27 protein-coding genes are annotated in these 26,003 nt (G+C 71.7%); 17 read left to right on the top strand and 10 right to left on the bottom strand.

The annotated features are described in order from the left end of the window. The first annotated feature begins 151 nt into the window (after positions 1 to 151). Positions 152 to 1,807: a phospho-sugar mutase gene (locus CP976_RS27270; protein WP_150482710.1), complete on the top strand. Its 1,656-nt coding sequence runs from the start codon at positions 152 to 154 to the stop codon at positions 1,805 to 1,807. A gap of 145 nt (positions 1,808 to 1,952) precedes the next feature. Here the strand turns inward: CP976_RS27270 and CP976_RS27265 are convergent, their stop codons facing one another. Then, positions 1,953 to 2,657: a PH domain-containing protein gene (locus CP976_RS27265; RefSeq protein WP_150482709.1), complete on the bottom strand. Its 705-nt coding sequence runs from the start codon at positions 2,655 to 2,657 to the stop codon at positions 1,953 to 1,955. Between the two features lie 103 nt (positions 2,658 to 2,760). Between CP976_RS27265 and deoC the strand changes: the two genes are divergently transcribed. Genes deoC through CP976_RS27250 form a run of 3 tightly spaced genes read left to right on the top strand, consistent with a single transcriptional unit; the run spans position 2,761 to position 6,045 of the window. After that, on the top strand, positions 2,761 to 3,723 hold the full coding sequence (gene deoC / locus CP976_RS27260; protein WP_150482708.1) for a deoxyribose-phosphate aldolase: 963 nt from the start codon (positions 2,761 to 2,763) through the stop codon (positions 3,721 to 3,723). A gap of 5 nt (positions 3,724 to 3,728) precedes the next feature. Next, on the top strand, positions 3,729 to 5,165 hold the full coding sequence (locus CP976_RS27255; RefSeq protein WP_150482707.1) for an aldehyde dehydrogenase family protein: 1,437 nt from the start codon (positions 3,729 to 3,731) through the stop codon (positions 5,163 to 5,165). Beyond that, complete coding sequence (locus CP976_RS27250) at positions 5,158 to 6,045, top strand: aldehyde dehydrogenase family protein (RefSeq protein WP_150482706.1); 888 nt, start codon at positions 5,158 to 5,160, stop codon at positions 6,043 to 6,045. Before CP976_RS27255 ends, CP976_RS27250 begins: the two co-directional genes overlap by 8 nt. Positions 6,046 to 6,117: 72 nt before the next feature. Here CP976_RS27250 and CP976_RS27245 read toward each other — a convergent pair whose 3' ends face one another. Then, the gene (locus CP976_RS27245) at positions 6,118 to 6,861 is read right to left on the bottom strand and encodes a TetR/AcrR family transcriptional regulator (protein ID WP_150482705.1); all 744 of its coding nucleotides are present in this window, start codon (positions 6,859 to 6,861) and stop codon (positions 6,118 to 6,120) included. Between the two features lie 114 nt (positions 6,862 to 6,975). Between CP976_RS27245 and CP976_RS27240 the strand changes: the two genes are divergently transcribed. Continuing rightward, positions 6,976 to 7,572, top strand: coding sequence for an NADPH-dependent FMN reductase (locus CP976_RS27240; protein ID WP_150482704.1), 597 nt, complete (start codon positions 6,976 to 6,978; stop codon positions 7,570 to 7,572). After that, positions 7,569 to 9,110, top strand: coding sequence for an MDR family MFS transporter (locus CP976_RS27235; protein ID WP_167537429.1), 1,542 nt, complete (start codon positions 7,569 to 7,571; stop codon positions 9,108 to 9,110). The genes CP976_RS27240 and CP976_RS27235 overlap by 4 nt, the downstream gene beginning before the upstream one ends. 1 nt (position 9,111) lies before the next feature. Here the strand turns inward: CP976_RS27235 and CP976_RS27230 are convergent, their stop codons facing one another. After that, positions 9,112 to 9,507 carry a hypothetical protein gene (locus CP976_RS27230; protein ID WP_150482702.1) on the bottom strand — a complete coding sequence of 132 codons (396 nt, stop codon included), beginning with the start codon at positions 9,505 to 9,507 and terminating at the stop codon, positions 9,112 to 9,114. Positions 9,508 to 9,563: 56 nt separating this feature from the next. Between CP976_RS27230 and CP976_RS27225 the strand changes: the two genes are divergently transcribed. Next, positions 9,564 to 10,268 carry a uridine kinase family protein gene (locus CP976_RS27225; protein ID WP_373304869.1) on the top strand — a complete coding sequence of 235 codons (705 nt, stop codon included), beginning with the start codon at positions 9,564 to 9,566 and terminating at the stop codon, positions 10,266 to 10,268. A gap of 183 nt (positions 10,269 to 10,451) precedes the next feature. Here the strand turns inward: CP976_RS27225 and CP976_RS27220 are convergent, their stop codons facing one another. Further along, positions 10,452 to 11,207 carry a SigE family RNA polymerase sigma factor gene (locus CP976_RS27220; protein ID WP_150482701.1) on the bottom strand — a complete coding sequence of 252 codons (756 nt, stop codon included), beginning with the start codon at positions 11,205 to 11,207 and terminating at the stop codon, positions 10,452 to 10,454. Between the two features lie 238 nt (positions 11,208 to 11,445). On the opposite strand from CP976_RS27220, the gene afsQ1 reads away from it, so the two are divergent. From afsQ1 to CP976_RS27195, 5 genes are all read left to right on the top strand, one after another. After that, positions 11,446 to 12,123 carry a two-component system response regulator AfsQ1 gene (gene afsQ1 / locus CP976_RS27215; RefSeq protein WP_150482700.1) on the top strand — a complete coding sequence of 226 codons (678 nt, stop codon included), beginning with the start codon at positions 11,446 to 11,448 and terminating at the stop codon, positions 12,121 to 12,123. After that, entirely contained in the window at positions 12,120 to 13,727 is a 1,608-nt protein-coding gene (locus tag CP976_RS27210) for a sensor histidine kinase (protein WP_150482699.1), read from the top strand. The genes afsQ1 and CP976_RS27210 overlap by 4 nt, the downstream gene beginning before the upstream one ends. After that, positions 13,727 to 14,344, top strand: a complete 618-nt coding sequence (locus CP976_RS27205) for a hypothetical protein (protein ID WP_150482698.1) — start codon at positions 13,727 to 13,729, stop codon at positions 14,342 to 14,344. Before CP976_RS27210 ends, CP976_RS27205 begins: the two co-directional genes overlap by 1 nt. Before the next feature lie 95 nt (positions 14,345 to 14,439). Beyond that, positions 14,440 to 15,024: a VanZ family protein gene (locus CP976_RS27200; RefSeq protein WP_150482697.1), complete on the top strand. Its 585-nt coding sequence runs from the start codon at positions 14,440 to 14,442 to the stop codon at positions 15,022 to 15,024. A 63-nt stretch (positions 15,025 to 15,087) separates the two neighbouring features. After that, the gene (locus CP976_RS27195; RefSeq protein ID WP_150482696.1) at positions 15,088 to 15,300 is read left to right on the top strand and encodes a PspC domain-containing protein; all 213 of its coding nucleotides are present in this window, start codon (positions 15,088 to 15,090) and stop codon (positions 15,298 to 15,300) included. Between the two features lie 84 nt (positions 15,301 to 15,384). On the opposite strand, the gene CP976_RS27190 is transcribed toward CP976_RS27195, so the two are convergent. Together CP976_RS27190 and CP976_RS27185 are read right to left on the bottom strand one after the other, a co-directional pair. After that, positions 15,385 to 15,711, bottom strand: a complete 327-nt coding sequence (locus CP976_RS27190) for an ATP-binding protein (protein WP_150482695.1) — start codon at positions 15,709 to 15,711, stop codon at positions 15,385 to 15,387. A gap of 140 nt (positions 15,712 to 15,851) precedes the next feature. Then, the gene (locus tag CP976_RS27185) at positions 15,852 to 17,009 is read right to left on the bottom strand and encodes an adenosine deaminase (protein ID WP_150482694.1); all 1,158 of its coding nucleotides are present in this window, start codon (positions 17,007 to 17,009) and stop codon (positions 15,852 to 15,854) included. A 123-nt stretch (positions 17,010 to 17,132) separates the two neighbouring features. Here CP976_RS27185 and CP976_RS27180 point away from each other — a divergent pair, with 123 nt between their 5' ends. Beyond that, positions 17,133 to 17,891: an alpha/beta hydrolase gene (locus CP976_RS27180; protein ID WP_150482693.1), complete on the top strand. Its 759-nt coding sequence runs from the start codon at positions 17,133 to 17,135 to the stop codon at positions 17,889 to 17,891. 69 nt (positions 17,892 to 17,960) lie between these two features. Here CP976_RS27180 and CP976_RS27175 read toward each other — a convergent pair whose 3' ends face one another. After that, positions 17,961 to 18,923: a LysR family transcriptional regulator gene (locus tag CP976_RS27175; protein WP_150482692.1), complete on the bottom strand. Its 963-nt coding sequence runs from the start codon at positions 18,921 to 18,923 to the stop codon at positions 17,961 to 17,963. Positions 18,924 to 18,986: 63 nt separating this feature from the next. Here CP976_RS27175 and CP976_RS27170 point away from each other — a divergent pair, with 63 nt between their 5' ends. The 3 genes from CP976_RS27170 to CP976_RS27160 all read left to right on the top strand — a co-directional run bounded on the left by CP976_RS27170 (position 18,987) and on the right by CP976_RS27160 (position 22,644). Beyond that, positions 18,987 to 20,258 carry an MFS transporter gene (locus tag CP976_RS27170; RefSeq protein WP_150482691.1) on the top strand — a complete coding sequence of 424 codons (1,272 nt, stop codon included), beginning with the start codon at positions 18,987 to 18,989 and terminating at the stop codon, positions 20,256 to 20,258. A gap of 101 nt (positions 20,259 to 20,359) precedes the next feature. Further along, entirely contained in the window at positions 20,360 to 21,508 is a 1,149-nt protein-coding gene (dnaN, locus tag CP976_RS27165; RefSeq protein WP_150482690.1) for a DNA polymerase III subunit beta, read from the top strand. 119 nt (positions 21,509 to 21,627) lie between these two features. After that, complete coding sequence (locus CP976_RS27160) at positions 21,628 to 22,644, top strand: sigma-70 family RNA polymerase sigma factor (RefSeq protein WP_150482689.1); 1,017 nt, start codon at positions 21,628 to 21,630, stop codon at positions 22,642 to 22,644. Here CP976_RS27160 and CP976_RS27155 read toward each other — a convergent pair. Next, positions 22,528 to 22,914 carry an STAS domain-containing protein gene (locus CP976_RS27155; protein WP_150482688.1) on the bottom strand — a complete coding sequence of 129 codons (387 nt, stop codon included), beginning with the start codon at positions 22,912 to 22,914 and terminating at the stop codon, positions 22,528 to 22,530. The two genes, CP976_RS27160 and CP976_RS27155, sit on opposite strands and share 117 nt — an antisense overlap. Positions 22,915 to 23,050: 136 nt before the next feature. Between CP976_RS27155 and CP976_RS27150 the strand changes: the two genes are divergently transcribed. Continuing rightward, entirely contained in the window at positions 23,051 to 23,971 is a 921-nt protein-coding gene (locus tag CP976_RS27150) for an AEC family transporter (protein ID WP_150482687.1), read from the top strand. Between the two features lies 1 nt (position 23,972). On the opposite strand, the gene CP976_RS27145 is transcribed toward CP976_RS27150, so the two are convergent. Further along, entirely contained in the window at positions 23,973 to 24,566 is a 594-nt protein-coding gene (locus CP976_RS27145) for a Uma2 family endonuclease (protein WP_150482686.1), read from the bottom strand. 95 nt (positions 24,567 to 24,661) lie between these two features. Next, positions 24,662 to 25,939: a thymidine phosphorylase gene (locus tag CP976_RS27140; RefSeq protein ID WP_190146897.1), complete on the bottom strand. Its 1,278-nt coding sequence runs from the start codon at positions 25,937 to 25,939 to the stop codon at positions 24,662 to 24,664. Positions 25,940 to 26,003 lie beyond the last annotated feature (64 nt).

Genomic DNA, 26,003 nt, shown 5'->3' with positions numbered 1-26,003 from the left:
CCGAGGACGGACACCCCCCCGGCGCGGCCCCGACCCACCGCACCCCGGTACTACGCGCTGCACCCCCACCGAAGCCGCACAGGCCGCCGCAGGCACCCGGCACCACCGCCGGAGGCAACCCGCACGACAACCGGAGAGGCTGACACAGACCGTGCACGACGAACTCATCGCACAGGCCCAGGCGTGGCTCACCGAGGACCCCGACCCGGAAACCCGCACCGAGCTCGCCCGCCTCATCGACGCGAAGGACCACACCGAACTCGCCGCCCGCTTCAGCGGCACCCTCCAGTTCGGCACGGCCGGCCTCCGGGGCGAACTCGGCGCCGGCCCCATGCGCATGAACAGCTCGGTCGTCATCCGCGCGGCCGCCGGCCTCGCCGCGTACCTCAAGAAGCAGGGCCACCACGACGGCCTCGTCGTCATCGGCTACGACGCCCGCCACAAGTCGTACGACTTCGCCCGGGACACCGCCGCCGTCATGACCGGCGCCGGCCTCCGCGCCGCCGTCCTCCCCCGCCCCCTCCCCACCCCCGTCCTCGCCTTCGCGATAAGGCACCTCGGCGCGGTCGCCGGCGTGGAGGTCACCGCCAGCCACAACCCGCCCCGCGACAACGGCTACAAGGTGTACCTCGGCGACGGCTCCCAGATCGTCCCCCCGGCGGACATCGACATCGCCGCGGAGATCGCCGCCGTCCCGTCCCTCACCACCGTCCGCCGCCCCACCGAAGGCTGGGACACCCTCGACGACAGCGTCCTCGACGCCTACCTCGCCCGCACGGACGCCGTCCTGGCCAAGGACTCCCCCCGCACCGCCCGCACGGTGTACACGGCGATGCACGGCGTCGGCAGGGACGTCCTCCTCGCCGCCTTCGCCCGCGCCGGCTTCCCGGAACCGGCCCTCGTCACGGAGCAGGCCGACCCCGACCCGGACTTCCCGACCGTCGCGTTCCCCAACCCGGAGGAGCCCGGCGCGATGGACCTGGCGTTCGCGACGGCCCGCGCGACGACCCCCGCACCCGACCTGATCATCGCCAACGACCCGGACGCGGACCGCTGCGCCGTCGCCGTGCGGGACGGCCAGGACGCCCAGGACGGCGCCGACTGGCGCATGCTCCGCGGCGACGAGGTCGGCGCCCTGCTCGCCGCCCACCTGGTCCGCCGCGGAGCGACCGGCACCTTCGCGGAGTCGATCGTCTCGTCCTCCCTCCTCGGCCGTATCGCCGAGAAGGCCGGGCTCCCCCACGTCGAGACCCTCACCGGCTTCAAGTGGATCGCCCGCGCCGAGGGCCTGCGCTACGGCTACGAGGAGGCCCTCGGTTACTGCGTCGACCCGGACGGCGTACGCGACAAGGACGGCATCACGGCAGCGCTCCTGATCACGGAACTGGCGTCGCAGCTCAAGGAGGAGGGCCGCACGCTCCTGGACCTCCTCGACGACCTGGCCGTGGAACACGGACTGCACGCCACGGACCAGCTCTCGGTCCGCGTGGAGGACCTCTCCCTCATCACGGCCGCGATGCGCCGCCTGCGCGAACAGCCCCCGACCGAACTCGCCGGCCTGCCGATCACCCGCACCGACGACCTCACCCGGGGCACGGACACCCTCCCGCCCACCGACGGTCTGCGCTACACCCTCGACGGCGCCCGGGTGATCGTCCGCCCGAGCGGCACGGAGCCGAAGCTGAAGTGCTACCTGGAGGTCGTGGTCCCGGTCGCGACCCACGCCGGCCTCCCCGAGGCCCGCGCACAGGCGACGGACCTACTGGAGTCGATCAAGCGCGACCTGTCGACGGCGGCAGGCATCTAGAACAGTCCGGCGAGCCGGCCCCGGCGCAGCCGAGCACTCTGACCCGGGGCCGCCCTCCGCGAACCGAGAGCCGCCCCGGCCCGAGGGCCCCGCTGGAAGCCGCCGATCGGGCGGCCGAACCGACGGCGTTCCCCCGCGTTCCCCGTCAGCCCACCACCAGCAGAATCAACACCAGCAGCGCCCCCGCAACCGCCGGCCCCACCACTTCGTAGGCCCACCGCACGGTCACCTCACCCTGCGCCGTCTCCGCCCGGTGCCGTGCCTCGTGCAGCCCCCGCAGCTCATCCATGATCCGGTCGGTCTCCGCCCGCACGGGCCCGTCGGACACGGGCCCCGCGCCGAGGCCGTCGCCCCACCCCGCTCGCATCCCGAGCGCACTGCCGCGGCCCTCGTCACGACCCGTCCCCCGCCGCGCCTGGGCCGTCGCCCGCATCTCACGCCGGGCGGCCTTCTTGCGGGCACGCAAGGAAACGGGCACGGCCCACAGCTGGTACTTCGCGCCGGACTCCGTGAGGACCTCGTTCGAGTAGGCGGACTTCAGCGAGGCGATCCGCCCCCAGGGCAGCACGATGAGGCGGAACGGGTTGCGGATGCGCAGCCGGTCCTCGCTCGCGTACACCGCGGGCCGCAGCGTGAAGGCGACGACCAGCGGCACGACCAGGATCAGCACGGCGAGCGCCATCCACGGCGTACGCCCGCCGCCCGAGGTCACCGCGTCGATGCCGAGCCACCCGGCGATGGCGAGCAGCAGCACGCCACCGGCGATGGCGGGAACCGACCGGTACACCCGGTCCTTGGACTCGGGCTCCGGAGGCTGCGGCGCTGGTGACTGGGGTTCGGGGCTCGTCATGCCTCGATTCTGCCGGACCGTATGCCGGCCACCTCAACCGCACCTGAGCGAGCCCCGGGGGCTGTACAGCCGCTACGCGCGTAGATATGCTCGTCTGGTGACCATGCCCAGTTCTGCACTCACCGCAGCTCACCCCCTCAAGGACGTCACCGCGTCCGACAGCGCGCTGCGCCGCTTCCTCCACGGGCTCCCCGGCGTCGACGCGGTCGGCCTGGAGGGGCGTGCGGCCTCCCTCGGCACCCGTTCGATCAAGACGACCGCGAAGGCGTACGCCATCGACCTCGCCATCTCGATGGTCGACCTGACGACGCTGGAAGGCGCGGACACCCCGGGCAAGGTCCGGGCGCTCGGCGCGAAGGCGGTCCGGCCCGACCCGACCGACCGTACGACGCCCAGCACGGCCGCGGTCTGCGTCTACCCCGACATGGTGGCCGTGGCCAAGGAGGCCGTCGCCGGCTCCGGCGTGAAGGTCGCCTCCGTCGCCACGGCGTTCCCGGCCGGCCGCGCCCCGCTCACCGTCAAGCTGGCCGACGTGCGCGAGGCCGTCGCCGCGGGCGCCGACGAGATCGACATGGTCATCGACCGCGGGGCGTTCCTCTCGGGCCGATACTTGAAGGTGTACGACGAGATCATCGCCGTGAAGGAGGCCTGCGGCACGTCCGCGCGCCTGAAGGTCATCTTCGAGACCGGCGAGCTGTCGACGTACGACAACATCCGCCGCGCGAGCTGGCTCGGGATGCTGGCGGGCGCGGACTTCATCAAGACGTCCACCGGAAAGGTCGCCGTCAACGCGACCCCGGCGAACACGCTCCTCATGCTGGAGGCGGTACGTGACTTCCGTGCACAGACCGGCATCCAGGTCGGCGTGAAGCCGGCCGGCGGCATCCGCACCTCCAAGGACGCCATCAAGTTCCTCGTGCTGGTCAACGAGACCGCCGGCGAGGACTGGCTGGACAACCACTGGTTCCGCTTCGGCGCCTCCTCGCTGCTGAACGACCTGCTGATGCAGCGCCAGAAGCTGGCCACCGGCCGCTACTCCGGCCCCGACTACGTGACGGTGGACTGATCACCATGGCATCGGTATTCGAATACGCCCCGGCGCCCGAGTCGCGCTCGATCGTCGACATCGCGCCCTCGTACGGCCTGTTCATCGACGGCGAGTTCGTGGAAGCGGCCGACGGCAAGGTCTTCAAGACGGTCTCGCCGAGCACCGAGGAGGTCCTCTCCGAGGTCGCCCAGGCCGGCGAGGCGGACGTCGACCGCGCGGTGCAGGCCGCCCGCAAGGCCTTCGAGAAGTGGTCGGCGCTGCCCGGCTCGGAGCGCGCCAAGTACCTGTTCCGCATCGCGCGGATCATCCAGGAGCGCAGCCGCGAGCTGGCCGTCCTGGAGACGCTGGACAACGGCAAGCCCATCAAGGAGACGAGGGACGCCGACCTCCCGCTCGTCGCCGCGCACTTCTTCTACTACGCGGGCTGGGCCGACAAGCTCGACCACGCCGGCTTCGGCGCGAACCCGCGGCCGCTGGGCGTGGCGGGCCAGGTCATCCCCTGGAACTTCCCGCTGCTGATGCTGGCGTGGAAGATCGCCCCGGCGCTCGCGACCGGCAACACGGTCGTCCTGAAGCCTGCCGAGACCACCCCGCTCTCGGCGCTGTTCTTCGCGGACATCTGCCGCCAGGCGGGCCTGCCGAAGGGTGTCGTCAACATCCTCCCCGGCTTCGGCGGCGCGGGCGCTGCGCTGGTGGCCCACCCGGATGTGAACAAGGTCGCCTTCACCGGTTCCACGGCCGTCGGCAAGGAGATCGCCCGCACGGTCGCCGGCACCCGCAAGAAGGTCACGCTCGAACTGGGCGGCAAGGGCGCCAACATCGTCTTCGACGACGCACCCGTGGACCAGGCCGTCGAGGGCATCGTGAACGGCATCTTCTTCAACCAGGGCCAGGTCTGCTGCGCGGGCAGCCGCCTGCTGGTCCAGGAGTCGATCCAGGACGAGCTGCTGGCGTCCCTGAAGCGCCGGCTGTCGACGCTCCGCCTCGGCGACCCGCTGGACAAGAACACGGACATCGGCGCGATCAACTCCGAGGAGCAGCTCACGCGCATCACCTCGCTCGTCGAGCAGGGCGAGGCGGAGGGCGCCGAGCGCTGGTCGGCGGCCTGTGAACTGCCGGAGAGCGGCTACTGGTTCGCCCCGACACTCTTCACGAACGTCACCCAGGCGCACACCGTCGCCCGCGACGAGATCTTCGGCCCGGTGCTGTCGGTGCTGACCTTCCGCACCCCGGACGAGGCGGTCGCCAAGGCCAACAACACGCCGTACGGCCTCTCGGCCGGCATCTGGACGGAGAAGGGCTCCCGCATCCTGGCGGTCGCGAACAAGCTCCGCGCGGGCGTCGTCTGGTCCAACACGTTCAACAAGTTCGACCCGACCTCGCCGTTCGGCGGTTACAAGGAGTCGGGCTTCGGCCGCGAGGGCGGCCGCCACGGCCTGGAGGCGTACCTCGATGTCTGACGCACGACTGAGTGTCCTCAAGACCTACAAGCTGTACGTGGGGGGCAAGTTCCCGCGTTCCGAGAGCGGCCGGGTGTACGAGGTGACGGACTCGAAGGGCAAGTGGCTGGCGAACGCACCCCTGTCCTCCCGCAAGGACGCCCGCGACGCGGTCGTCGCGGCCCGCAAGGCGTTCGGCGGCTGGTCCGGCGCGACGGCGTACAACCGGGGCCAGGTCCTCTACCGCGTCGCCGAGATGCTGGAGGGCCGCCGCGACCAGTTCACGCGTGAGGTGGCCGACGCCGAGGGGCTGTCGAAGTCCAAGGCGGCGGCGGTCGTGGACGCGACGATCGACCGCTGGGTCTGGTACGCGGGCTGGACCGACAAGATCGCCCAGGTGGTCGGCGGCGGCAACCCGGTCGCGGGCCCGTTCTTCAACCTGTCCTCCCCCGAGCCGACGGGCGTGGTCGCGGTCCTGGCGCCCCAGGAGTCGTCCTTCCTGGGCCTGGTGTCGGTGCTCGCCCCGGTGATCGCCACCGGCAACACGGCGGTCGTGGTGGCCAGCGAGAAGGCCCCACTGCCCGCCCTGTCGCTCGCCGAGGTGCTTGCCACCTCAGACGTCCCCGGCGGTGTGGTCAACGTACTGTCGGGCCGCACGGAGGAGATCGCCACCCCGCTCGCCGCCCACCAGGACGTCAACGCGATCGACCTCGCGGGCGCCGACGAGGTTCTCGCTAAGGAACTGGAGATCGCCGCGGCCGACAACCTCAAGCGCGTCCTCCGTCCACAGCCTGTGGATTACGCGGAGACTCCCGGCATCGACCGCATGACGGCGTTCCTGGAGACCAAAACGGTCTGGCACCCCACGGGGTCACTGGGCGCGTCGGGTTCCTCGTACTAGGCACCCCTCACAGCGGAAGCCCCGGCCCTCCTCCGTCCAGGAGGGCCGGGGCTTCTTTCGCGTACGCCCCCGTCAGATCCCGAGGCGCTGCGCGATGCCGTCGAGCACGCAGTCGAGGCCGAAGGCGAACTCCCAGGCCCGGTCGTCCTTGCGGGTAGCGCTGAGGGCGTACTGGTCGTAGGTCGGATAGCGGCCCGTGCTCATCAGGTAGACCATCTGCGGGGCGAGGGCCCGGCGGGTCTCGTCGCCGCTGGTCCAGCCATGGCGTTCCTGGTACTCCCGCATGCCGATCTCGGTCTGGGCGGAACCGTGCACGAAGGAGGTGACGGTCCGGAACGCGGCCATCACCGAGTCGGCGTCCAAGCCGCAGACGGCGAGCGCGGCCAACTGCCGTTCCGCCACGGCCATCCGCGACGGCGTCAGCATGATCACCGGGGTGGGCATGACCGCCATCCACGGGTGGGCGAGCATCAGGTCCCGGGTCTGGAGGGCGTAGGAGCGCAGCACCTCCCGCCAGTCCGTCGCCCCGTCCGGCGCGGCCAGCTCCCGGGACACCCGGTCGATCATCAGCGCCCAGAGGTCGTCCTTGCCGTTGACGTGCCGGTAGGCGGCCATGGGCGCGACGCCGAGCTTTTCGGCCAGGCGGCGCATGGTGACGGCCGCGCCGCCCTCCTCGTCGGCGATCTCGACCGCGGCGGCGGCGATCCGCTCCAGGGTCAGTGAGGTGCGAGGGGCCGGGGCGGGCCGCTCCATGCGCTCCCAGAGAGACGGTGTGTCGGTCCCGCTCTCCTGGCCCTCCTTCTTGCCGGCCGCCATGGTCCGCTCCTCCCGGTCGGTGTCGTGTACAGCGTATCGCCAGTAGACGACGTACACATCGCTGTGTACGTTGTACGCACCGGAGATACGCCGTACACATCCAGGGGGAGACCCATGCCCGCCACCGCCGCACCGCTCCGTGTCGCCGTCCTCGTCGGCTCGACCCGGGAGGGACGCTTCGCGCCCGTCGTGACGAAGTGGCTGACCGGCCACCTCGACCAGCGCGACGACCTGCGCGCCGACGTCGTCGATCTCGCCGAGACGCCGCTGCCGACGGTGTTCCCGGCCTTCGGTCAGCAGCCGCCGCCCGGCACCGAGGAGCAGTTGGCCCTCGTGTCGCCCCGGCTCGCGGCCGCCGACGCCTTCGTCCTCGTCACGCCCGAGTACAACCACAGCTTCCCGGCGTCCCTGAAGAACGCGATCGACTGGCACGGCGAGGAGTGGCACGGCAAGCCCGTCGGCTTCGTCTCGTACGGCGGCCTGTCGGGCGGTCTGCGCGCGGTGGAACAGCTGCGGGTCGTCATGGCCGAGCTGAACGCCACGACCATCCGCAACACCGTCAGCTTCCACAACGCCTGGAGCCGCTTCGACCCGGACGGCACCTGCACCGACCCCGCCGCCGACACGGCCGCGAAGGCCCTGCTCGACCAGCTCGCCTGGTGGGGCCACGCCCTGCGGGACGCCAAGTCCGTCCGCGGCTACGTCGCATGACCGCCGGGGCCCGCCCCGAGGAGGCCATGGACTCACCTGCGGGCACCACAGCGGACTCGGCCCGGCCGGATCCCCCGCCCTCCCGGCTCGTCATCCTCGGCCTGCTGCTCGGTATCGTGCTCGCCACGCTCGACGGAACCGTCGTCGGCACCGCACTGCCCACCATCGTCGGCGACCTGGGCGGCCTGGACCACCTGTCCTGGGTGATCACGGCCTACCTGCTCACCACCGCCGTCACCACGCCCCTCTGGGGCAAACTCGGCGACCTGTACGGCCACAAGTACGGCTACCTCACCTCCATCACCGTGTTCCTCATCGGCTCCGTGCTGTGCGGAGTCGCCCAGGACATGGGCCAGTTGATCGCCTTCCGGGCCCTTCAGGGGATCGGCGCGGGCGGACTGTTCGTGGGCGCGCTCGCGCTCATCGGCACGCTGCTCACCCCGGCGGAGGCCGGGCGCGCCCAGTCGCTGATCGGGGTACTGCTGCCCGCGGCGATGATCGGCGGCCCGCTGGTCGGCGGCCTGCTCACCGACCAGCTCGACTGGCGCTGGGTGTTCTACGTCAACGTTCCGGTCGGCGCCGTGGCGCTCGCACTCGTCGGCTTCGGGGTGCGGCTGCGCGCCACCCGTGCCGAGCCGCGCATCGACCTCGCCGGCGCCGGCCTGCTGACCGGCGCGATCCTCGCCCTGACGCTGCTGGGGAGTTGGGCGGGGACGACGTACGCCTGGTCGTCACCGCAGATCATCGGGCTCGCCGTGGTCTCCACGGTCGCGCTGGTCGCCTTCGTACGGGTCGAGCGGCGCGCCCCGGATCCGGTGATCCCGCCCCGGCTGTTCCGCGACCGCAACTTCACCGTGGCGCAGATCCTCAGCTGTGTCACCGGCGCGGCCATGCTGGCGGCGGCGAGCTACCTGCCGCAGTACATGCAGTTCGTGCGGGACATGTCGTCCACCGAGAGCGGGCTGCTGCTGCTCCCGTTGATGCTGGGCATGATGGGCGCCCAGCTCGTCATCGGCCGCCGGGTCGGCGACGGCGGCCACTACCGCCCCTACCCCATCGCGGGCGGCGCGCTGGCCGCGGCCGGGGCGCTGGCTCTGCTGACCCTCGGCACGACGACGTCGGCGCCGGTGGCCTCAGGCCTGACGTTGCTGCTCGGCGTGGGCATCGGCTGTCTGATGCAGCCGGCGATGCTCATCACGATGAACAGCGCGGAATCGCGCGACATGGGTGCGGCCAGTGGCACCCAGACGCTGCTGCGCACCATCGGCGGCTCGCTCGGCGTCGCGGTCCTCGGCTCCGTCTACACGGGCCGCCTCACGGCCACCGTCACGGACGAGCTCGGCGCCGACGGCGCGCGGCTGACCGGCGGCGAGCTCACCCCCGAGCTGCTGCGGGACCTTCCGGAACCGGTCCGGCACGCCGTCCGGACGGGCGTGGTGGACGGACTGCACGGAGTCGCGCTCGGCACGGCCGCGCTGTGCGCCGTGGCGTTCGCGGTGTCCTGGCTGGTCCGGGAGGTCCCGCTGCGGGGCCGGTGAGCTACTGCGACAGCGACCCCGCCGCCTGCCCCACCACCGGAATGCTCTCGACCGACTGCGCCTGCGCCACCGGCCCCGTCAGCTCCTTGGACGTCACCGGCTTGAAGTCGGCGACCTCGGTGCCGACGCTGTTGTCGAGCGGGTCGGCTCCCGTGCCGACGAGGGGGTTGGGCTTGAGGCCCGCGACCGGTCCGGTGGTGTGGCCGACGGTGTCGGTCGCAGCCTGGAGGCCGGACCGGGCGTCGGTCCTGCCGAGAGAGGTGCGGGCATCGTCCAAGACCGAGCCGGTGCCCGCGGCGGCCGTAGCCGCACCCGCTCCCAGCGCCATTCCCGCGGTCGCGAGGAGGGTCAGGGCACGCTGGGCGGTCGGCTTCTTGGGTGAGTCGTGTCGGGCCATCGCTGCCACCTTCTGATGCACTGGGTAATCGATTCGATACAAAGGGTAGTTGAGGTGTGACGCGCGCATCAAAGGCGACCCGCGGGGTCGTACGGCACCCGATGGATGCCTCACACTGGTGTCCCGTGAGTTCTCCTCTCCCCATACCGACGCGAGTCGTGCTGCTCTGCGGCCCATCCGGCTCCGGCAAGTCCCTCCTCGCGGCCCGCTCCGGCCTCCCGGTGCTGCGGCTCGACGACTTCTACAAGGAGGGCGACGACCCGACGCTGCCGCTGGTGGCGGGGAGTTCGGACATCGACTGGGACCATCCGGAGTCGTGGGACGCCGACACGGCCGTCGCCGCGATCACCCGGCTGTGCCGCACGGGCCGGACGGACGTCCCCGTCTACGACATCGCGCGGAGCGCCCGCACCGGCACGGAGACGGTGGACATCGGGCGTACCCCGCTGTTCATCGCGGAAGGCATCTTCGCCGCGGAGATCGTCACGCGCTGCCGGGAGCTCGGCGTCCTCGCCGACGCGCTGTGCCTGAGCCGCGGCCCGGTGAAGACGTTCCGCCGCCGCTTCCTGCGGGACCTGAGGGAGGGCCGCAAGTCGGTGCCGTTCCTGCTGCGCCGCGGCTGGCGTCTGATGCGGGAGGAACGTTCGATCGTCGCCCGCCAGACCGCGCTGGGCGCGTACGCCTGCGACCGCGACGAGGCGATGGGGCGGCTGGCGGCCGCGGCGGCGGGCCGGTGCGCGTCCCTCCGTACAGCGGCCTGAGGGACGACAGGCGAGCAGAGGAAACAAAAGAAAGCGGGACCGGACGGACCCCCCGGTCCTCCAGTCCCGCTCCTGTGCTCCCCCGTTGTCCTCCCCCGTGTTCCCCCCACTCTCCTGAGGAGACGCCCCCCAGCGTCTCCGCAGTTCCCCCGTGGGCCCCCTTTTTGGTGCTTCCCCCCAGCCTCAGGCGACGAGCTCGCCGAAGGCGTCCTCCTCGTCACGGCCGAAGCTGAGGACCTCGTCCTCGCGCAGCCGGCGGAGCGACCGCCAGATGCTGGACTTCACCGTGCCGACACTGATGTCGAGGATCTCCGCGATCTCCGGGTCCGTGCGGCCCTCGTAGTAGCGCAGGACCAGCATGGTGCGCTGGAGCTCGGGCAGCCGGGCCAGCGCCTGCCACAGGACCGCGCGCAGCTCGGTGCCGCGCATCGCGTCCGTGTCGCCGGGCGTCTCCGGGAGTTCCTCGGTCGGGTACTCGTTGAGCTTGCGGCGCCGCCAGGCGCTGATGTGCAGGTTGGTCATGGTGCGGCGGAGGTATCCGCCGACCGCGGCCTTGTCGCTGATCCGGTCCCACGCCCGGTACGTCGAGAACAGCGCGCTCTGGAGCAGGTCCTCGGCCTCGAAGCGGTCGCCGGTGAGGTGGTAGGCGGTGGCGTACAGGGAGGCGCGGCGCTCCTGGACGTAGGCGGTGAACTCCGCCTCCGACAGCGAGCGGCGCTCCCCCGAGTCCTCCCTGTACGCGGCTCCCCCGTGAGCCTCCCCCGACCCCTTGTTCTCCCCCGTGTGTGCGTCAACCACCGTCATGAAGGCGGTGTGCTGACGCCCGGTGCCGCGAGCGCACCCCCGCCCGCTCACGGCACCGGACTTCTCGGAACCCCGGTTCACGTCGTGCAGACGCGTGATCACTGCGCTGGTGCTGATGCCGTGCAGCGTGTTCATCTCGCGCCCCCCGTCGTGGACTTCCGGTGTGCGGCCCGCCGGTCGGGCGGGCTTTCCTGCCTTGTGCCGAAAAGCTTGCCGCGGCACTTTCATGGCCGTGTCCGCCGACTGTCACAGACCTGTCACAGGGCTCGGCCATATGGCGGACACACGCCGTACACCGGCGCCGGAGCTACGCGCGGATCTCATCTCGGCCCACAGGTCGAACCGTGACCCCTCCATAGGCCAGAATGTGCCCGTGCCTTCCCTGTTGCTGATCGAGGACGACGACGCCATCCGGACGGCCCTGGAGCTCTCTCTGACGCGCCAGGGTCACCGGGTGGCGACCGCTGCCAGTGGTGAGGACGGTCTGAAGCTGCTGCGCGAGCAGCGGCCGGATCTGATCGTGCTGGATGTGATGCTGCCCGGCATCGACGGGTTCGAGGTGTGCCGGCGCATCCGGCGCACGGACCAGTTGCCGATCATCCTGCTGACCGCGCGCAACGACGACATCGACGTGGTCGTCGGGCTGGAGTCCGGCGCCGACGACTACGTCGTCAAACCGGTGCAGGGGCGGGTGCTGGACGCCCGGATCCGGGCCGTGCTGCGGCGCGGCGAGCGGGAGTCGAACGACGCGGCGAGCTTCGGCAGCCTCGTCATCGACCGCTCGGCGATGACCGTGACGAAGAACGGCGAGGACCTCCAGCTCACGCCGACCGAGCTGCGGCTGCTGCTGGAGCTGAGCCGGCGGCCGGGGCAGGCGCTGTCCCGGCAGCAGCTCCTGCGGCTGGTGTGGGAGCACGACTACCTGGGCGACTCGCGACTGGTGGACGCCTGTGTCCAGCGGCTGCGCGCCAAGGTCGAGGACGTGCCCTCGTCCCCGACGCTGATCCGGACCGTGCGTGGTGTCGGCTACCGGCTGGATCCGCCTCAGTGACACAGCGGCACCACCAAGGGGGGGACCGCGGCTGGACCGCGGCGCGCAAGGGAGTTCTGTCGCGGCTGCGCTTCACCAGCCTGCGGCTGAGGCTGGTCGTCGTCTTCGGCCTGGTGGCGCTGACGGCCGCCGTGTCCGCGTCCGGCATCGCGTACTGGCTCAACCGCGAGGCCGTGCTCACCCGCACTCAGGACGCCGTGCTGCGCGACTTCGAGCAGGAGATGCAGAACCGGGCGGGCGCGCTGCCCGAGCGTCCGACGCAGGACGAGCTCCAGCACACCGCGGGCCAGATGGCGGGCAGCGACCAGCGCTTCAGCGTGCTGCTGGTCGCGAGCAACGCCGACGGCAGGACCGTCTACGGCAGCTCCGGCGGGCTGAGCGGCTTCTCGCTGCGGGACGTGCCCGTCTCGCTGCGCACGGCGGTGAACAAGACGCAGAAGGTCGACGGGGAGGTCAAGCACCCGCACCACCTGTACTGGCAGCGGGTCGTCGACCACGACACGCCGTACCTCGTGGCCGGGACGCGGGTGATCGGCGGCGGTCCGACCGGTTACATGCTGAAGTCGCTGGAGCCGGAGGCGAAGGACCTCAACTCGCTGGCCTGGTCGCTGGGGATCGCCACGGGGCTCGCGCTGATCGGCTCGGCGCTCCTCGCGCAGGCCGCCGCGACGACCGTGCTGAAGCCGGTGCAGCGGCTCGGGACGGCCGCGCGGCGGCTCGGCGAGGGCAAGCTGGACACCCGGCTCCGGGTGTCCGGGACCGACGAACTCGCCGACCTGTCACGGACGTTCAACAAGGCGGCCGAGGCGCTGGAGAAGCGGGTCGCCGACATGGCCGCGCGGGACGAGGCGTCCCGGCGGTTCGTGGCCGACATGAGCCATGAGCTGCGCACGCCGCTCACCGCCATCACCGCCGTGACGGAGGTGCTGGAGGAGGAGCTGGAAGCGGAGACCGGGAGCATGGACCCGATGATCGAGCCCGCCGTGCGGCTGGTGGTCAGCGAGACGCGGCGGCTGAACGACCTGGTCGAGAACCTGATGGAGGTCACCCGCTTCGACGCGGGCACGGCCCGGCTCGTCCTGGACGACGTCGACATCGCCGACCAGATCACCGCCTGCATCGACGCCCGCGCCTGGCTGGACGCGGTCGAGCTGGACGCCGAGCGCGGCATCCACGCCCGGCTGGACCCGCGCCGCCTGGACGTCATCCTGGCCAACCTCATCGGCAACGCGCTCAAGCACGGCGGCTCCCCGGTGCGGGTGTCCGTCCGGGTGGAGGACGACTCGCTCGTCATCGAGGTGCAGGACCACGGGCCCGGCATCCCCGAGGACGTCCTGCCGCACGTCTTCGACCGTTTCTTCAAGGCCAGCGCGTCCCGGCCGCGCTCCGAGGGCAGTGGCCTGGGCCTATCCATCGCCCTGGAGAACGCCCACATCCACGGCGGCGAGATCACCGCGGCCAACTCGCCCGACTCGGGCGCGGTGTTCACCCTGCGGCTCCCGCGCCACACGTACGCGCCGGGGGAACAGCCCGCCGAGGGCGAGCCGGAGCACGGGGACGACACCGGCCAGGACCGGGGCGAGGACTCGAAGGAGGACGCCTGATGACCACACGTCTCGTGTCCAGGGCTCGGATCGGTGCCGTGTCGGTGCTCGCCCTGCTGCTCGCCGGCTGCGGGATCCGGGCCACGGAGGTGCCGACGAACTTCGGGCCCGCGCCGTCGCGGGTGCGGTGTTCGCTCGCCGAGCCGGACGTGTCGACGCAGGCCGCCCGGGGGCTGCCGGTCCAGGTGTTCCTGCTGTGCGGGTCGTCGCTGGTGACCGTCGACCGGACCGTACGGGTCCCGGACGGCGCGGCCGACTCCGAGCGGCGCATGCTGGTGGCGCAGGGCCTGCTCGACCAGCTCGCGGCGCCGCCGTCGCCCGCCGAGAAGGAGGCCGGCTACAGCACGGACGTACGCGGCGGCATCAAGGTGAGCGGGCCGCGGCCCGGCGACCCGGAGGACACGCTGCGGCTGAGCACGACGCCGGACAGCCTCACCTCGTACGCCCTCGCCCAGATCGTCTGCACCTTCTCCGACTCGGCGGCCGCCGAGGGCGACGGCTCCGTGGTCCTGGGCGGCCCCGGCGCCGAGCCCCCGCGCCGCTGGGAGTGCACCGACGAGGTCCGGGCCCGCCCGGGCAGCAAGGAACCACCGTCCAAGGACGTGCCCCGGGAGTGAGCGGGCCGGGTTCCGCCGGGCTGTGGCGCATGCCTCACAGGCGTATCGGGGGGCATCCCGGAACCGATCCTGCCGGAGGCCGCGTCTAGGGGGGCGTGCAGCGTCAAGGCTCCATCGGCGGCAGCGCCGAGTTCCGCATCCGTGTGACAGGAGGTGTCCTCCTCGTCGCACACCTCGCGTTCGTCGCCTGGTTCACGCTGCGGCCGCTGAACGTGCCCTGGGTGATGCCCGCCAATCTGCGGCCGTTCGACGGAATCCGCGCCGATCTCGCCCTGGGCTGGCCCGAGGCGACCCGGCGGATCTGCGAGGGGCTGGCCCTGCTCGCCCCGCTGGGCGTGCTGCTGCCGATGGTGAGCGGGAGACTGGTCGTCTCGCCGCTGGCGTCCCTGCTGCGCACCGTCACGGCCGGCGCCCTGCTGTCGCTCGGTATCGAACTGCTCCAGACCGGCGTTCCGGGCCAGGTCGTCGACGTCGACTCGCTCTTCCTGAACACCGCGGGCGTGGCCCTGGCGCATCTCGCGCTCGTCCCGGCCGGCCGCTCCTGGCTGCGCCGCCGCACCCTCGTGCGCCTGACCGGTGCGCCCCTTCCCCCGGAGGAGCCGGCTCAGGGTCGGACCCCGACGATTCCCAGGGTCGGGATCGCCCCGTGGAGCGACGCTTTGCCCCCTTCATCTCCGTAGCGTGGAGTGCAGATGGGGTACTCGGACGAGAGGCCTCACGCCCCGACGCTGAAGGAGACGCACATGTCCCGCCTCGCCCGCCCCACCCACGGCCGCATGATCGGCGGAGTGTGCGCCGCACTGGCCCGGCGCTTCGGCACCTCCACGACGACGATGCGGGTGATCTTCCTGGTCTCGTGCCTGCTGCCCGGCCCGCAGTTCCTGCTGTACATCGCGCTGTGGATCCTGCTGCCCTCGGAGAACAAGGTGCAGAGCAAGGCACAGGCAGCCTGGTAACGACCGTCCGCGAGAACGCCGATGGGGCGCACCCTGGTTCCAGGGGTGCGCCCCATCGGCGTGTGTTCCGCCCGGGCGGGAGGGTCAGGCGACCGGAACGCCGTTCACCGGGAGCCCGCCGAGCAGCCCGGCGGCCGGGCCGGCAGGGCCCTGGGCGAGCAGCTGCCCGGCTGCCGGCTGGGCGGCGGCGAGACCGGTACCGGCCAAGGTCTGCCCCTGGCCCACCGCCTCCGCCGAGCCCGCCGGCAGCGTCTGGGAGAGCTGCTCCGCCGGGAGCGCCCGGGTGACGGTCTCCAGCGCCTGGGCGGTGTCCGGGACGGCCGGGGCGGCGCTGGCGGCGCCCGCACCGGTGGCGGCGAAGGCGGCACCGAGAGCGGCGACACCGAGGGACTTGGCAGCAGACTGCTTCATGAAAATGCGTCCTCGCAATGGTGACGGGGTGTTTGAGCGGTGCGGCGACCGTAATCACGCGGCACCACCCCCCGCAAACATCGAAATGCGGACGGCCTGTGAACACCGTCCGCATTCCCTGTGTGCCGATTACTCCCGGGTCAGCCCTCCGGAGTCACAAAACCGCTGGTGGAAGCGGTCTGCCGGAACAGCCATTCGGACTTCAGCTCGGCATATCCGGGCTTGATCACGTCATTGATCATGGCCAGCCGTTCATCGAAAGGAATGAACGCTGATTTCATCGCATTGACTGAGAACCACTGCATGTCGTCGAGCGTGTAACCGAACGCCTCGACAAGGTGCTCGAATTCCCGGCTCATGCTGGTGTGGGACATGAGGCGGTTGTCGGTGTTCACCGTGGCCCGGAAGTGCAGCCGGCGCAGCAGCCCGATGGGGTGCTCGGCGTACGAGGCCGCCGCCCCGGTCTGGAGGTTGGAGCTCGGGCACAGCTCCAGGGGGATGCGCTTGTCCCGGACGTACGAGGCGAGCCGCCCGAGTTCGACGCTGCCGTCCTCGTGGACCTGGATGTCGTCGATGATCCGCACACCGTGCCCGAGCCGGTCGGCGCCGCACCACTGGAGGGCCTGCCAGATGGAGGGCAGCCCGAAGGCCTCGCCGGCGTGGATGGTGAAGTGGTTGTTCTCGCGCTTGAGGTACTCGAAGGCGTCCAGGTGCCGGGTGGGCGGGTAGCCGGCCTCGGCACCGGCGATGTCGAAGCCGACGACACCCAGGTCGCGGTAGCGGTTGGCGAGTTCCGCGATCTCCAGGGCGCGGGCGGCGTGCCGCATGGCGGTGAGCAGGGCGCCGACGCGGATGCGCAGGCCCCTCTCCCGGGCCCGGCGCTCGCCTTCCCGGAAGCCCTCGTTGACGGCCTCGACGACCTCTTCGAGGCTCAGACCTCCCTCCAGGTGCTGCTCGGGGGCGTAGCGCACCTCGGCGTACACGACGCCGTCCTCGGCGAGGTCCTCGGCGCACTCGGCGGCGACCCGGACCAGGGCGTCGCGGGTCTGCATGACGCCGACGGTGTGGGAGAAGGTCTCCAGGTACCGTTCCAGGGAACCGGAGTCGGCGGCCTCGCGGAACCAGACGCCGAGCTTCTCCGGGTCGGTCTCGGGGAGCTGGGAGTAGCCCGTCGCGTGGGCGAGTTCGACGATCGTGGCGGGACGCAGGCCGCCGTCTAGGTGGTCGTGCAGCAGAACCTTGGGCGCCCGGTGGATCTGGTCCGGTGTCGGGGTGTTCGCGGTGGTCTGGCTCGTCATTTCCGCACTCTAACTCCTACGCGCGTAGATCGCGCGTCCTCGTGTCCTTTACGTTTCCGTCGATACGTAACGGTGACCCCAAGGACGGGTCGAGTACACCCGCGCTTCTGACACTGTTCTGCCATGGCACACCAACCGACGCCGGTTCGCAGGGCCCGGCTGGGCAGGACATTCGGTCCGGAGCCGTCGGCGGTGAGCGGCGTGGTGCTGCTGCTCCCCGGCGGCGACGAGGTCTCCGGCCGCAGGCCGTCCCCCATGGTGGCGACCGCCTCCGTACGCGCCCTCGGGCGCCGCCTGGCCCGCGCGGGCCGGGACGAGGGTCTCGTCACCCACGTCGTGCACTACCGCTACCGCGGCTGGAACGGCAGCGAGGCCAACCTCGCGACCGACGCGGCCTGGGCCGCCGACGAGGTCGTACGGCGTTACGGAGACGTTCCCGTCTGCCTCGCCGGCATCGGGATGGGCGGCCGGGCCGGGTTGCGGGCGGGTGGGCACGAGGCCGTCAACTCCGTGCTGGCACTCGCCCCCTGGCTGCCGGAGGAGGATGTGGCCGCGCCACCCGAACCGGTGAAACAGCTGGTGGGACGGCAGGTGCTGATCGTGCACGGCACGAACGACGGGCGGACCGATCCCGAGTTGTCGTTCCGGCTGGCGGCGCGGGCGAAGAAGGCGAATCGGGATGTGTGCCGGTTCGAAGTGCACGCGGACGGGCACGGGTTGAGTCAGTACCGGGATGAAGTTCTCGCGCTGGCCGAGGACTTCGTGATGGGGGCCTTGTTCGGGCGGGCCGTGTCCCGGCCCGTGCGGGACGCTTTCGCCGCGCCGCCGCCGTTGGGGTTGCGGATGCCGTTGGCTGCGGGGTTCAGTCCTTCGAGGCGGTAGCGCCGCGGGGGTGGTTGTCCATTGGCCTGTGCGGGTCCGCCGTGGCTTGTCGCGCAGTTCCCCGCGCCCCTAGGTTGGCAACAAGCTGCCCCTTCTGGAGAGCAGGAACTTCTTGAAGGCTGCTACCGGGGGCGTGTCCGGGTGGCCTTCCAGCCAAGCCACGCCGATTTCGCGGGCCGCCCGGGGGGCCGTAACCGTCAGTTCCACCACCCCCGGACGCGGGACGGCCGGCGGGGGCAGGAGGGCCACTCCGAGGCCCGCTGCCACCAGGCCCCGCAGGGTTTCCGCCTCCTCGCCCTCGAAGGCGACGCGGGGCTTGAAGCCGGCCTCCTGGCAGAGGTCGTCGGTGATGCGGCGGAGGCCGTAGCCGGGTTCCAGGGTGACGAACATTTCGTCCGCGGCCTCGGCGAGGCGGATGCGGCGGCGGCCCGCGAGGGAGTGGTCCGCGGGGACGACGAGGCGGAGCTTCTGTTCGTCGAGGCGGCGCGCGACCAGGTCGGGGGCGTCGGGCACGGGGGACGTCAGGCACAGGTCCAGATCGCCGGCGCGCAGGCGTTCGAGCATGGCCTCGCCGTAGTTCTGGACGAGGCTGAAGCGGACGCGCGGATGGTCGGCGCGGAAGGCCTGGAGCAGGCCCGGGACCGTCTCGGCGCCCATGGTGTGCAGGAAGCCGAAGGCGACCTTGCCGGTGGCGGGGTCGGCGTCGGCCCGGACCTCCTCGGCGGCGCGCTCGACCTCGGCCAGGGCCCGCTCGACGGAGGTGAGGAAGGTGCGTCCGGCCGGGGTGAGGGAGACCGTGCGGCCGTGGCGGGCGAAGAGGTCCACGCCGAGGTCCTGCTCCAGTCGGACCATGGCCCGGGAGAGGGTCGACTGGGGGACGTTCATCTCCTGGGCGGCGCGGGTGACGTGCTCGGTGCGGGCGACGCCGGCGAAGTACGCGAGGCGGGGCGCCAGCACCTTCGACATCTCCGCCATGTCTTCTGTGTCACTGGACGGTGACAGCCGAGCCGTTGAACTGTGTTGATGCGCCATGGGAACGATTATGACGGTTTCATGCATTGGACGGATCAGTGGGCGCGTCCGTAGGTTCGAGGCATGTCTCCCGCCAGTACCGGGGCGTCCATCACCGTGGGCGCCGATGCCTCTGTCCCTGCCGCCGACTCACGCATGTCCCCGGGCGGGCCCGGCTACCGCCGGATGAGCCTCGCCCTCTTCCTCGCAGGTGTGGCGACCTTCGCGCTGCTGTACTCCACGCAGGCGCTGCTCCCGCTGATCTCCGGCGAGTTCGGGGTGGCGGCGAGCGACGCGAGCTGGACGGTGGCCGCCGCGACGGGCGGGCTGGCGCTGTTCGTGCTGCCGATGAGCGCCCTGTCGGAGCGCTTCGGACGGCGTACGGTCATGACGGCCTCGCTGGCCGTGGCGGTGACCGTCGGACTGCTGGTGCCCTTCGCCCCCTCGCTGGGCGTCCTGGTCGTGCTGCGGGCGCTCCAGGGCGCGGCCCTGGCCGGGCTGCCCGCGTCGGCGACGGCCTATCTCGCGGAGGAGGTCAGCCCCAGGGCGCTGGTCACCGCGATCGGACTGTTCGTCGCGGGCAACAGCGTCGGCGGGATGAGCGGCCGGGTCATCACCGGCTGGGTCGCCCAGGAGTGGGGCTGGCGGGTCGCCGTCGGTGTGATCGGCGCGCTCGCGGTGGCGTGTGCGGTGGCCTTCCGGCTGCTGCTCCCCGCCCCGAGGAACTTCAAGGCCGGCTCGCTGCGCCCGCGCGTGCTGGCCCGGACGGTCCGTGACCACCTGTCCAACCCGCTGCTGTGCCGGCTGTACGCGATCGGCGCGCTGTTCATGACGGTGTTCGGCGGCGTGTACACGGTCATCGGCTACCGGCTGACCGAGGCGCCGTTCTCGCTGCCGCAGGGCATCATCGGCTCGGTCTTCCTGGTGTACCTCGTCGGTACGGTGTCGGCGTCGACGGCCGGCCGCCTGGTGGGCCGGCTGGGCCGCCGGGGCGCGCTGTACGCGGGCGGCGGCACGACGGCGGCGGGTCTGCTGCTGTCCCTGGCCGGCTCTCTCCCGCTGGTCCTGCTGGGCCTGGTCCTCATCACGGGGGGTTTCTTCGCGGGCCACGCGGTGGCGTCCTCGGCGGTGAGCAAGACGGCCACGACCGGCCGCGCACAGGCCTCGGCGCTCTACCAGTCGGCGTACTACATCGGCTCCAGCGCGGGCAGCACGGTCGGTGCGATCGCCTTCCACGCGGGCGGCTGGGCCGGGACCGTCGGGGTCGGCCTGCTGGCGGTCCTGGGCGTCGTCACGATCACGGTCTTCGGGACGCGGGCGGCCCGGATGCAGCGGCGACTGGCCACGGCCGCCTGAGCCCGGGACCCGGGCCGTTCCCCCTGGTCGAGGCCGGTTGTCAGTGGGCGCGGATAACGTCCGCCTCCGCTGACCACCGGATTCGAGCAGGGGGATTTTCCATGGAGTTCCGCATCGACCGTACGGCGTTCGCCGAGGCCGTGGGCCGGGCCGTACGGGCGCTGCCCGCACGGACGCCGGTGCCGGTGCTGGGCGGGCTGCTGCTGGAGGCGGACGCGGGACGGACGGCCGTGACGGGGTTCGACTTCGAGGCCGCGGTACGGGTCGAGGCCGACGCGGAGGTCGCGGTGCCCGGGCGGGTGCTCGTCCCGGGGCGGCGGCTGCTGGACGTCTGCCGGGTACTGCCGGACGGGCCGGTGAGCTGTGTGCTGGAGGCGTCACGGTTCACGGTGGAGGCGGACGGGACGCGGTTCGGGCTGTCGACGCTGCCCCTCGCCGAGTACCCGGCCCTGCCGGCGCCGCCCGCGCCGTACGGCACGGTGGACGCCGCCGCGTTCGCGACGGCCGTCGCCCAGGTCGCCGTCGCGGCCGGGCGCGACGACACTCTGCCGCTGCTGACGGGCGTCCAACTGCGCTTGGAGGAGGGGCAGATGACACTGGCCGCTTCGGACCGCTACCGGTACGCCGTGCGGCGGCTGGAGTGGCAGCCGGGGGTGGCGGCCGAGGGAGTGGTCGAAGCGGTGCTGCCCGCGCGGCGCCTGCTGGATGTCGCGCGGTCCCTGGGGCGCTGCGGTGACGTGCTGATCGGGTGGGACCCGGCCGCCGGCGGCGGCCTGATCGGTTTCGAGGGCGGGCGGACGCGGACGGCGCTGCGGCTCCTGGACGGGCGGCTGCCGACGTACAAGTCGCTGTTCGACATGGCGGGGGCCGCGGTCGCCGAGGTGGCGTGCGAGGAGCTCGCGGAAGCCGTGCGGCGGGTCGCCGTGGTGGCGGAGGCGAACAGTCCGGTGCGGCTGGACTTCTCCTCCGACGGGTCCGTCATGCTCCGCGCCGGCTACGGCGACGACGTGGCGGCCCAGCGGCTGCCGGCCACGCTGACCGGCGCCGACGAGGTGCCCGTGGCCTTCAACCCGGCCTATCTGCTGGACGCGCTGACGTCCTTCGAGAGCCCGCGCGTACGGCTGGAACTGCTGGGGGCGGGGCAGCGGGCGCTGCTGCACGCGGTGCCGGGCGAGGGGGCCGCCGAGGGAGCTGGGGATAAGGCCGGGGAGCACCGGCATCTGCTCATGTCGGTGAAACAGCTCGTCTGAAGCACTGCTCCTGCCTGCGCGTTCGTGCGCTCGGGGGGCCGTTGTCAGTGGGCTGCGGTAGCTTCCGAAGTGCTGGGCGCGATGGCGCGTGACAGAAATTCCACAGGGGTGGGTGGACGATGACGAACGGCACGGCGACACCAACAGATCTGGACACCAGACTGGAAGCACACCGGACGGAGCTGACGGGGTACTGCTACCGGATGCTCGGCTCCTCCTTCGAGGCCGAGGACGCGGTGCAGGACACGATGATCCGCGCCTGGCGCAGCTACGACAAGTTCGAGGGCCGCTCCAGCCTCCGCTCCTGGCTCTACCGCATCGCGACCAACGTGTGCCTGGACATGCTGACCGCGGGCAACAAGCGCGCCAGGCCCATGGACCTGACCGAGTCCACCCCGCTCGCCCAGGCGGCCCTGACCCCTCGCCCGGACAACACCTGGCTGGAGCCCATGCCGGACGCCCGTGTGCTGCCCACGACCGACGACCCGGCGGAGGCGGCGATAGCCAAGGAGTCCGTGCGGCTCGCCTTCATGGCCGCTCTTCAGCAGCTTCCGGCCAAGCAGCGGGCCGTGCTGATCCTGCGCGAGGTGCTGGCCTGGAAGGCCAGCGAGGTCGCCGAGCTGCTGGGCACGTCCGTGGCGTCGGTCAACAGCGCCCTCCAGCGGGCCCGCGCGACCCTGGCCGAGCGGAAGGAGCCGGGCGCCGACGCGACCGTCTCCGACCCGCTGGACGAGGACCAGCAGAAGCTGCTCGACCGCTATGTCGCGGCCTTCGAGGGCTACGACATGTCGGCGCTGACGGCCCTGCTGCACGAGGACGCGGTGATGACGATGCCGCCGTTCGACCTGTGGCTGACCGGCGTCGGCGACATCACCGGCTTCATGACCACCCTGGGCGCGCCCTGCGCGGGTTCCCGGCTGGTGCCGGTCCAGGTCAACGGCCTGCCGGGGTTCGCCCAGTACAAGCCCGACCCGGAGAAGGGCGGCTTCTCGCCGTGGGCGGTCCAGGTGCTGGAGATCTCAGACGGCCGGATCACGGGGTTCCACTGCTTCCTCGACACCCAGCGCTGGTTCCCGCTCTTCGACCTGCCCCTCCACCTCGAAGCGGAGACCGACCAGGTCGAGCAGGGCGCGTAGGGCGGGGTCGGGGTCCCGCAGCCGTATCCGGCCCCCGGCCCTGCGGGCGGCGAGCTGGAGGCGTGCGAGCAGGTCGACGGCGGCGAGCCCCGGCGGCCCGAGGCCTCCGACGTCGCACACCACGACCCGGGCACGGCCGGCTTGCAGCAGTGCCCTCACGTCGTCGCTCAGTCCGCTCACCTCGTCCCGGGCGACGGGGCCGGGGAGCACGAGCACGGGGGGTGTCATGGCGTCCACGATCGGTAGACCGGGCGGGCGGCGGTAACTCATCGCGGCTGTCCGTCCTCTCGGCGCCGTAAGGATCACATTGACCTCGGTACGGCCTTCCCCGGAGGGTTGGCTGCATGCCCCATGCATCTGCCCCTCCCGCACTGTCCGATGCCCGTGTCGCCGGTGAGGGGACCTCGTGCAGGGGGTGCTGAGCGGCTTCGCGGTCATCGCGGTCGTCATCGGGGTCGGCTATCTGATCGGCCGCCGGGGATATCTGGGCGACGGCGGGCGCGAGGTGCTGACGAAGCTGGCCTTCCACGTGGCGTCTCCGGCCCTGCTCTTCACCACGCTCGCCCGGGCGGACCTGTCGGTGATCTTCTCCGACCGGCTGCTGGTCACGGCGATGAGCACGGCGGCGGTGGCGGGTGTCTTCGTGGCGGTGGGTGCCGCGCGCGGCTGGGGCGCGGGCCGGACGACGATCGGCGCGCTGTGCTCCAGCTACGTCAACTCGGGGAACCTCGGCATCCCGATCGCGGTGTACGTGCTGGGCGACGCGTCACTGGTCGCGCCGGTGCTGCTGTTCCAGCTGGTGGGCGTCACGCCGGTGGCGCTGACGATCCTGGACCTGGCGAGCGGCGGCGAGAAGCGGCCCCTGTGGCAACGGCTGCTCACGCCCCTGCGCAATCCGATAGCCCTCGGCTCCCTGGCCGGTGTGGCGGCGTCAGCGTCAGGCCTGCACGTCCCCGGGCCCTTGATGGACCCGCTCACCCTGATCGGCAACATGTCGGTCCCGGCGGTGCTGCTGGCCTTCGGTATCTCCCTGCGCGGCAGCACGCTCCCGCTGCGCGGCGCGGAACGGGCCCCTGTCCTCCTCGCCGTGGCCCTCAAGGCGGTCATCCAGCCCCTGGTCGCCTGGGCCCTCGCGGCGGGCGTCTTCGGTCTGCACGGGGCCTCGCTGCTCGACGTGGTGGTGACGTCGGCGCTTCCGGCGGCGCAGAACCTTTTCACGTACGCGAGCAGTTATCGCGTGGGCGAGGTGCTGGCGAGGGAGGCGATCTTGTTGTCGACGGTGGTGTCGGTGCCGGTTCTGGTGGTGGTGGCGGCGCTGCTGGGGTGACTCAGCTCTCGGGGAACTCGCCGGTGTCGAGTTCCAGGCCGAAGGGCTCCGGCAGCGTGATCCGTTCTCCGAACTTTCCTGCCTGCAGCACCCGGTAGACGTCCCTTTGCGGTTCGCCGTAAAGCGTGATGGTGGGACCGCCAGGAGCCCAGCCGTCGATGAGCAGATACAGCGGAACACCGGCCTGGGCGTAACCTGCGGCCTTCTTGATCCGGTCGTGGGCCGCATTTGACTTGGACGTGATCTCGACGATGAGTTCAGCGGCAGCCGCTGGGATGAAGTTACCGCCCTCGTCCCGCAGCACCTGCCTGGGGGCGACTGCGAGGTCAGGGATGTAGAGCCCGTCACGAGACGGGACCGCCGTACCCAGGGTCTGGTAGATGCCCCAATGCCTGGAGATGACCTCGTACAGGGCTCGCTGAACCAAATCAGCGATGTCGTTGTGGGCATTGGACGGCGGTGGTGCCACGGTGACGATCCCCTCGATGATCTCCACCTTGCAGCCCTCGGGCGCTTCCGTCTCGTGCCAGATCCGAACGAGGTCGTCCCACTCGTGGCCGTTGGCCGTCGAGTGGTCGACGGTGAGTGCGCTCATGGCGGTTCTCCAATCAGTGCGTCACCGATCCCAGCATGCCGAACGGGACTGGTGGGGTCCACCAGTCCCGTTCACCCAAACGAGAAAACCCCAGCTCAGGCGATACGCTCCAGCACCACCGGCGACGCCGTGAAGTCCGTCCCCGGCGCCGCGATGTCGTACGAGCCCTCGACCGCGTCCAGCGCGTACTCGAAGCGTTCCGGCGTGTCCGTGTGGAGGGTGAGGAGGGGCTGGCCCTCCCGCACCGTGTCGCCCGGCTTCGCGTGCATCTCCACGCCCGCGCCCGCCTGGACCGGGTCCTCCTTGCGGGCGCGGCCCGCGCCCAGGCGCCAGGCCGCGACGCCGATGTCGTAGGCGTCGAGGCGGGTGAGGACGCCCGAGGCCGGGGCCTTGATCACGTGCTGCTCGCGGGCCACCGGCAGCTCCGCGTCCGGGTCGCCGCCCTGGGCCGTGATCATGCGGCGCCACACGTCCATCGCGGAGCCGTCGGCCAGGGCCTTCGCCGGGTCGGCGTCCCGGATGCCCGCCGCGTCGAGCATCTCGCGGGCCAGGGCGATCGTCAGCTCGACCACGTCCGCCGGGCCGCCGCCCGCCAGGACCTCCACCGACTCGCGGACCTCCAGCGCGTTTCCGGCCGTCAGGCCGAGCGGGGTCGACATGTCCGTGAGGAGCGCGACCGTCTTCACGCCGTGGTCCGTGCCCAGGCCGACCATCGTGGAGGCCAGTTCGCGGGCGTCCTCCAGGGTCTTCATGAAGGCGCCCGTGCCCACCTTCACGTCCAGGACCAGCGAGCCCGTGCCCTCCGCGATCTTCTTGGACATGATCGAGGAGGCGATCAGCGGGATCGCCTCGACCGTGCCCGTGACGTCCCGCAGGGCGTACAGCTTCTTGTCCGCGGGAGCGAGGCCGTCACCGGCCGCGCAGATCACCGCGCCGGTGCCGTCCAGGACGGACAGCATCTCCTCGTTCGAGAGCAGGGCGCGCCAGCCCGGGATCGACTCCAGCTTGTCCAGGGTGCCGCCGGTGTGGCCGAGGCCGCGGCCCGAGAGCTGGGGGACGGCGGCGCCGCACGCGGCGACCAGGGGGGCGAGCGGCAGCGTTATCTTGTCGCCGACGCCGCCCGTGGAGTGCTTGTCGGCCGTCGGGCGGGACAGGGACGAGAAGTCCATGCGCTCGCCGGAGGCGATCATCGCGGCCGTCCAGCGGGCGATCTCGCGGCGGTTCATGCCGTTGAGCAGGATGGCCATCGCGAGGGCCGACATCTGCTCGTCGGCCACCTCCCCGCGGGTGTACGCGTCGATGACCCAGTCGATCTGCTCGTCGCTGAGTTCGCCGCGGTCCCGCTTGGTGCGGATGACGGAGATGGCGTCCATGGCCATGACTTGGGCTTCCTTCCGAGGGTTCCAGAAACCGTACGGCCCCCCTGAGCCGGTCGCG

The sequence above is a fragment of the Streptomyces coeruleorubidus genome, assembly GCF_008705135.1.
Lineage (GTDB): Bacteria > Actinomycetota > Actinomycetes > Streptomycetales > Streptomycetaceae > Streptomyces > Streptomyces coeruleofuscus.
The sequence above is the reverse complement of the archived record's forward strand: the minus strand, read 5'-3'. Positions and strand labels throughout refer to the sequence as shown.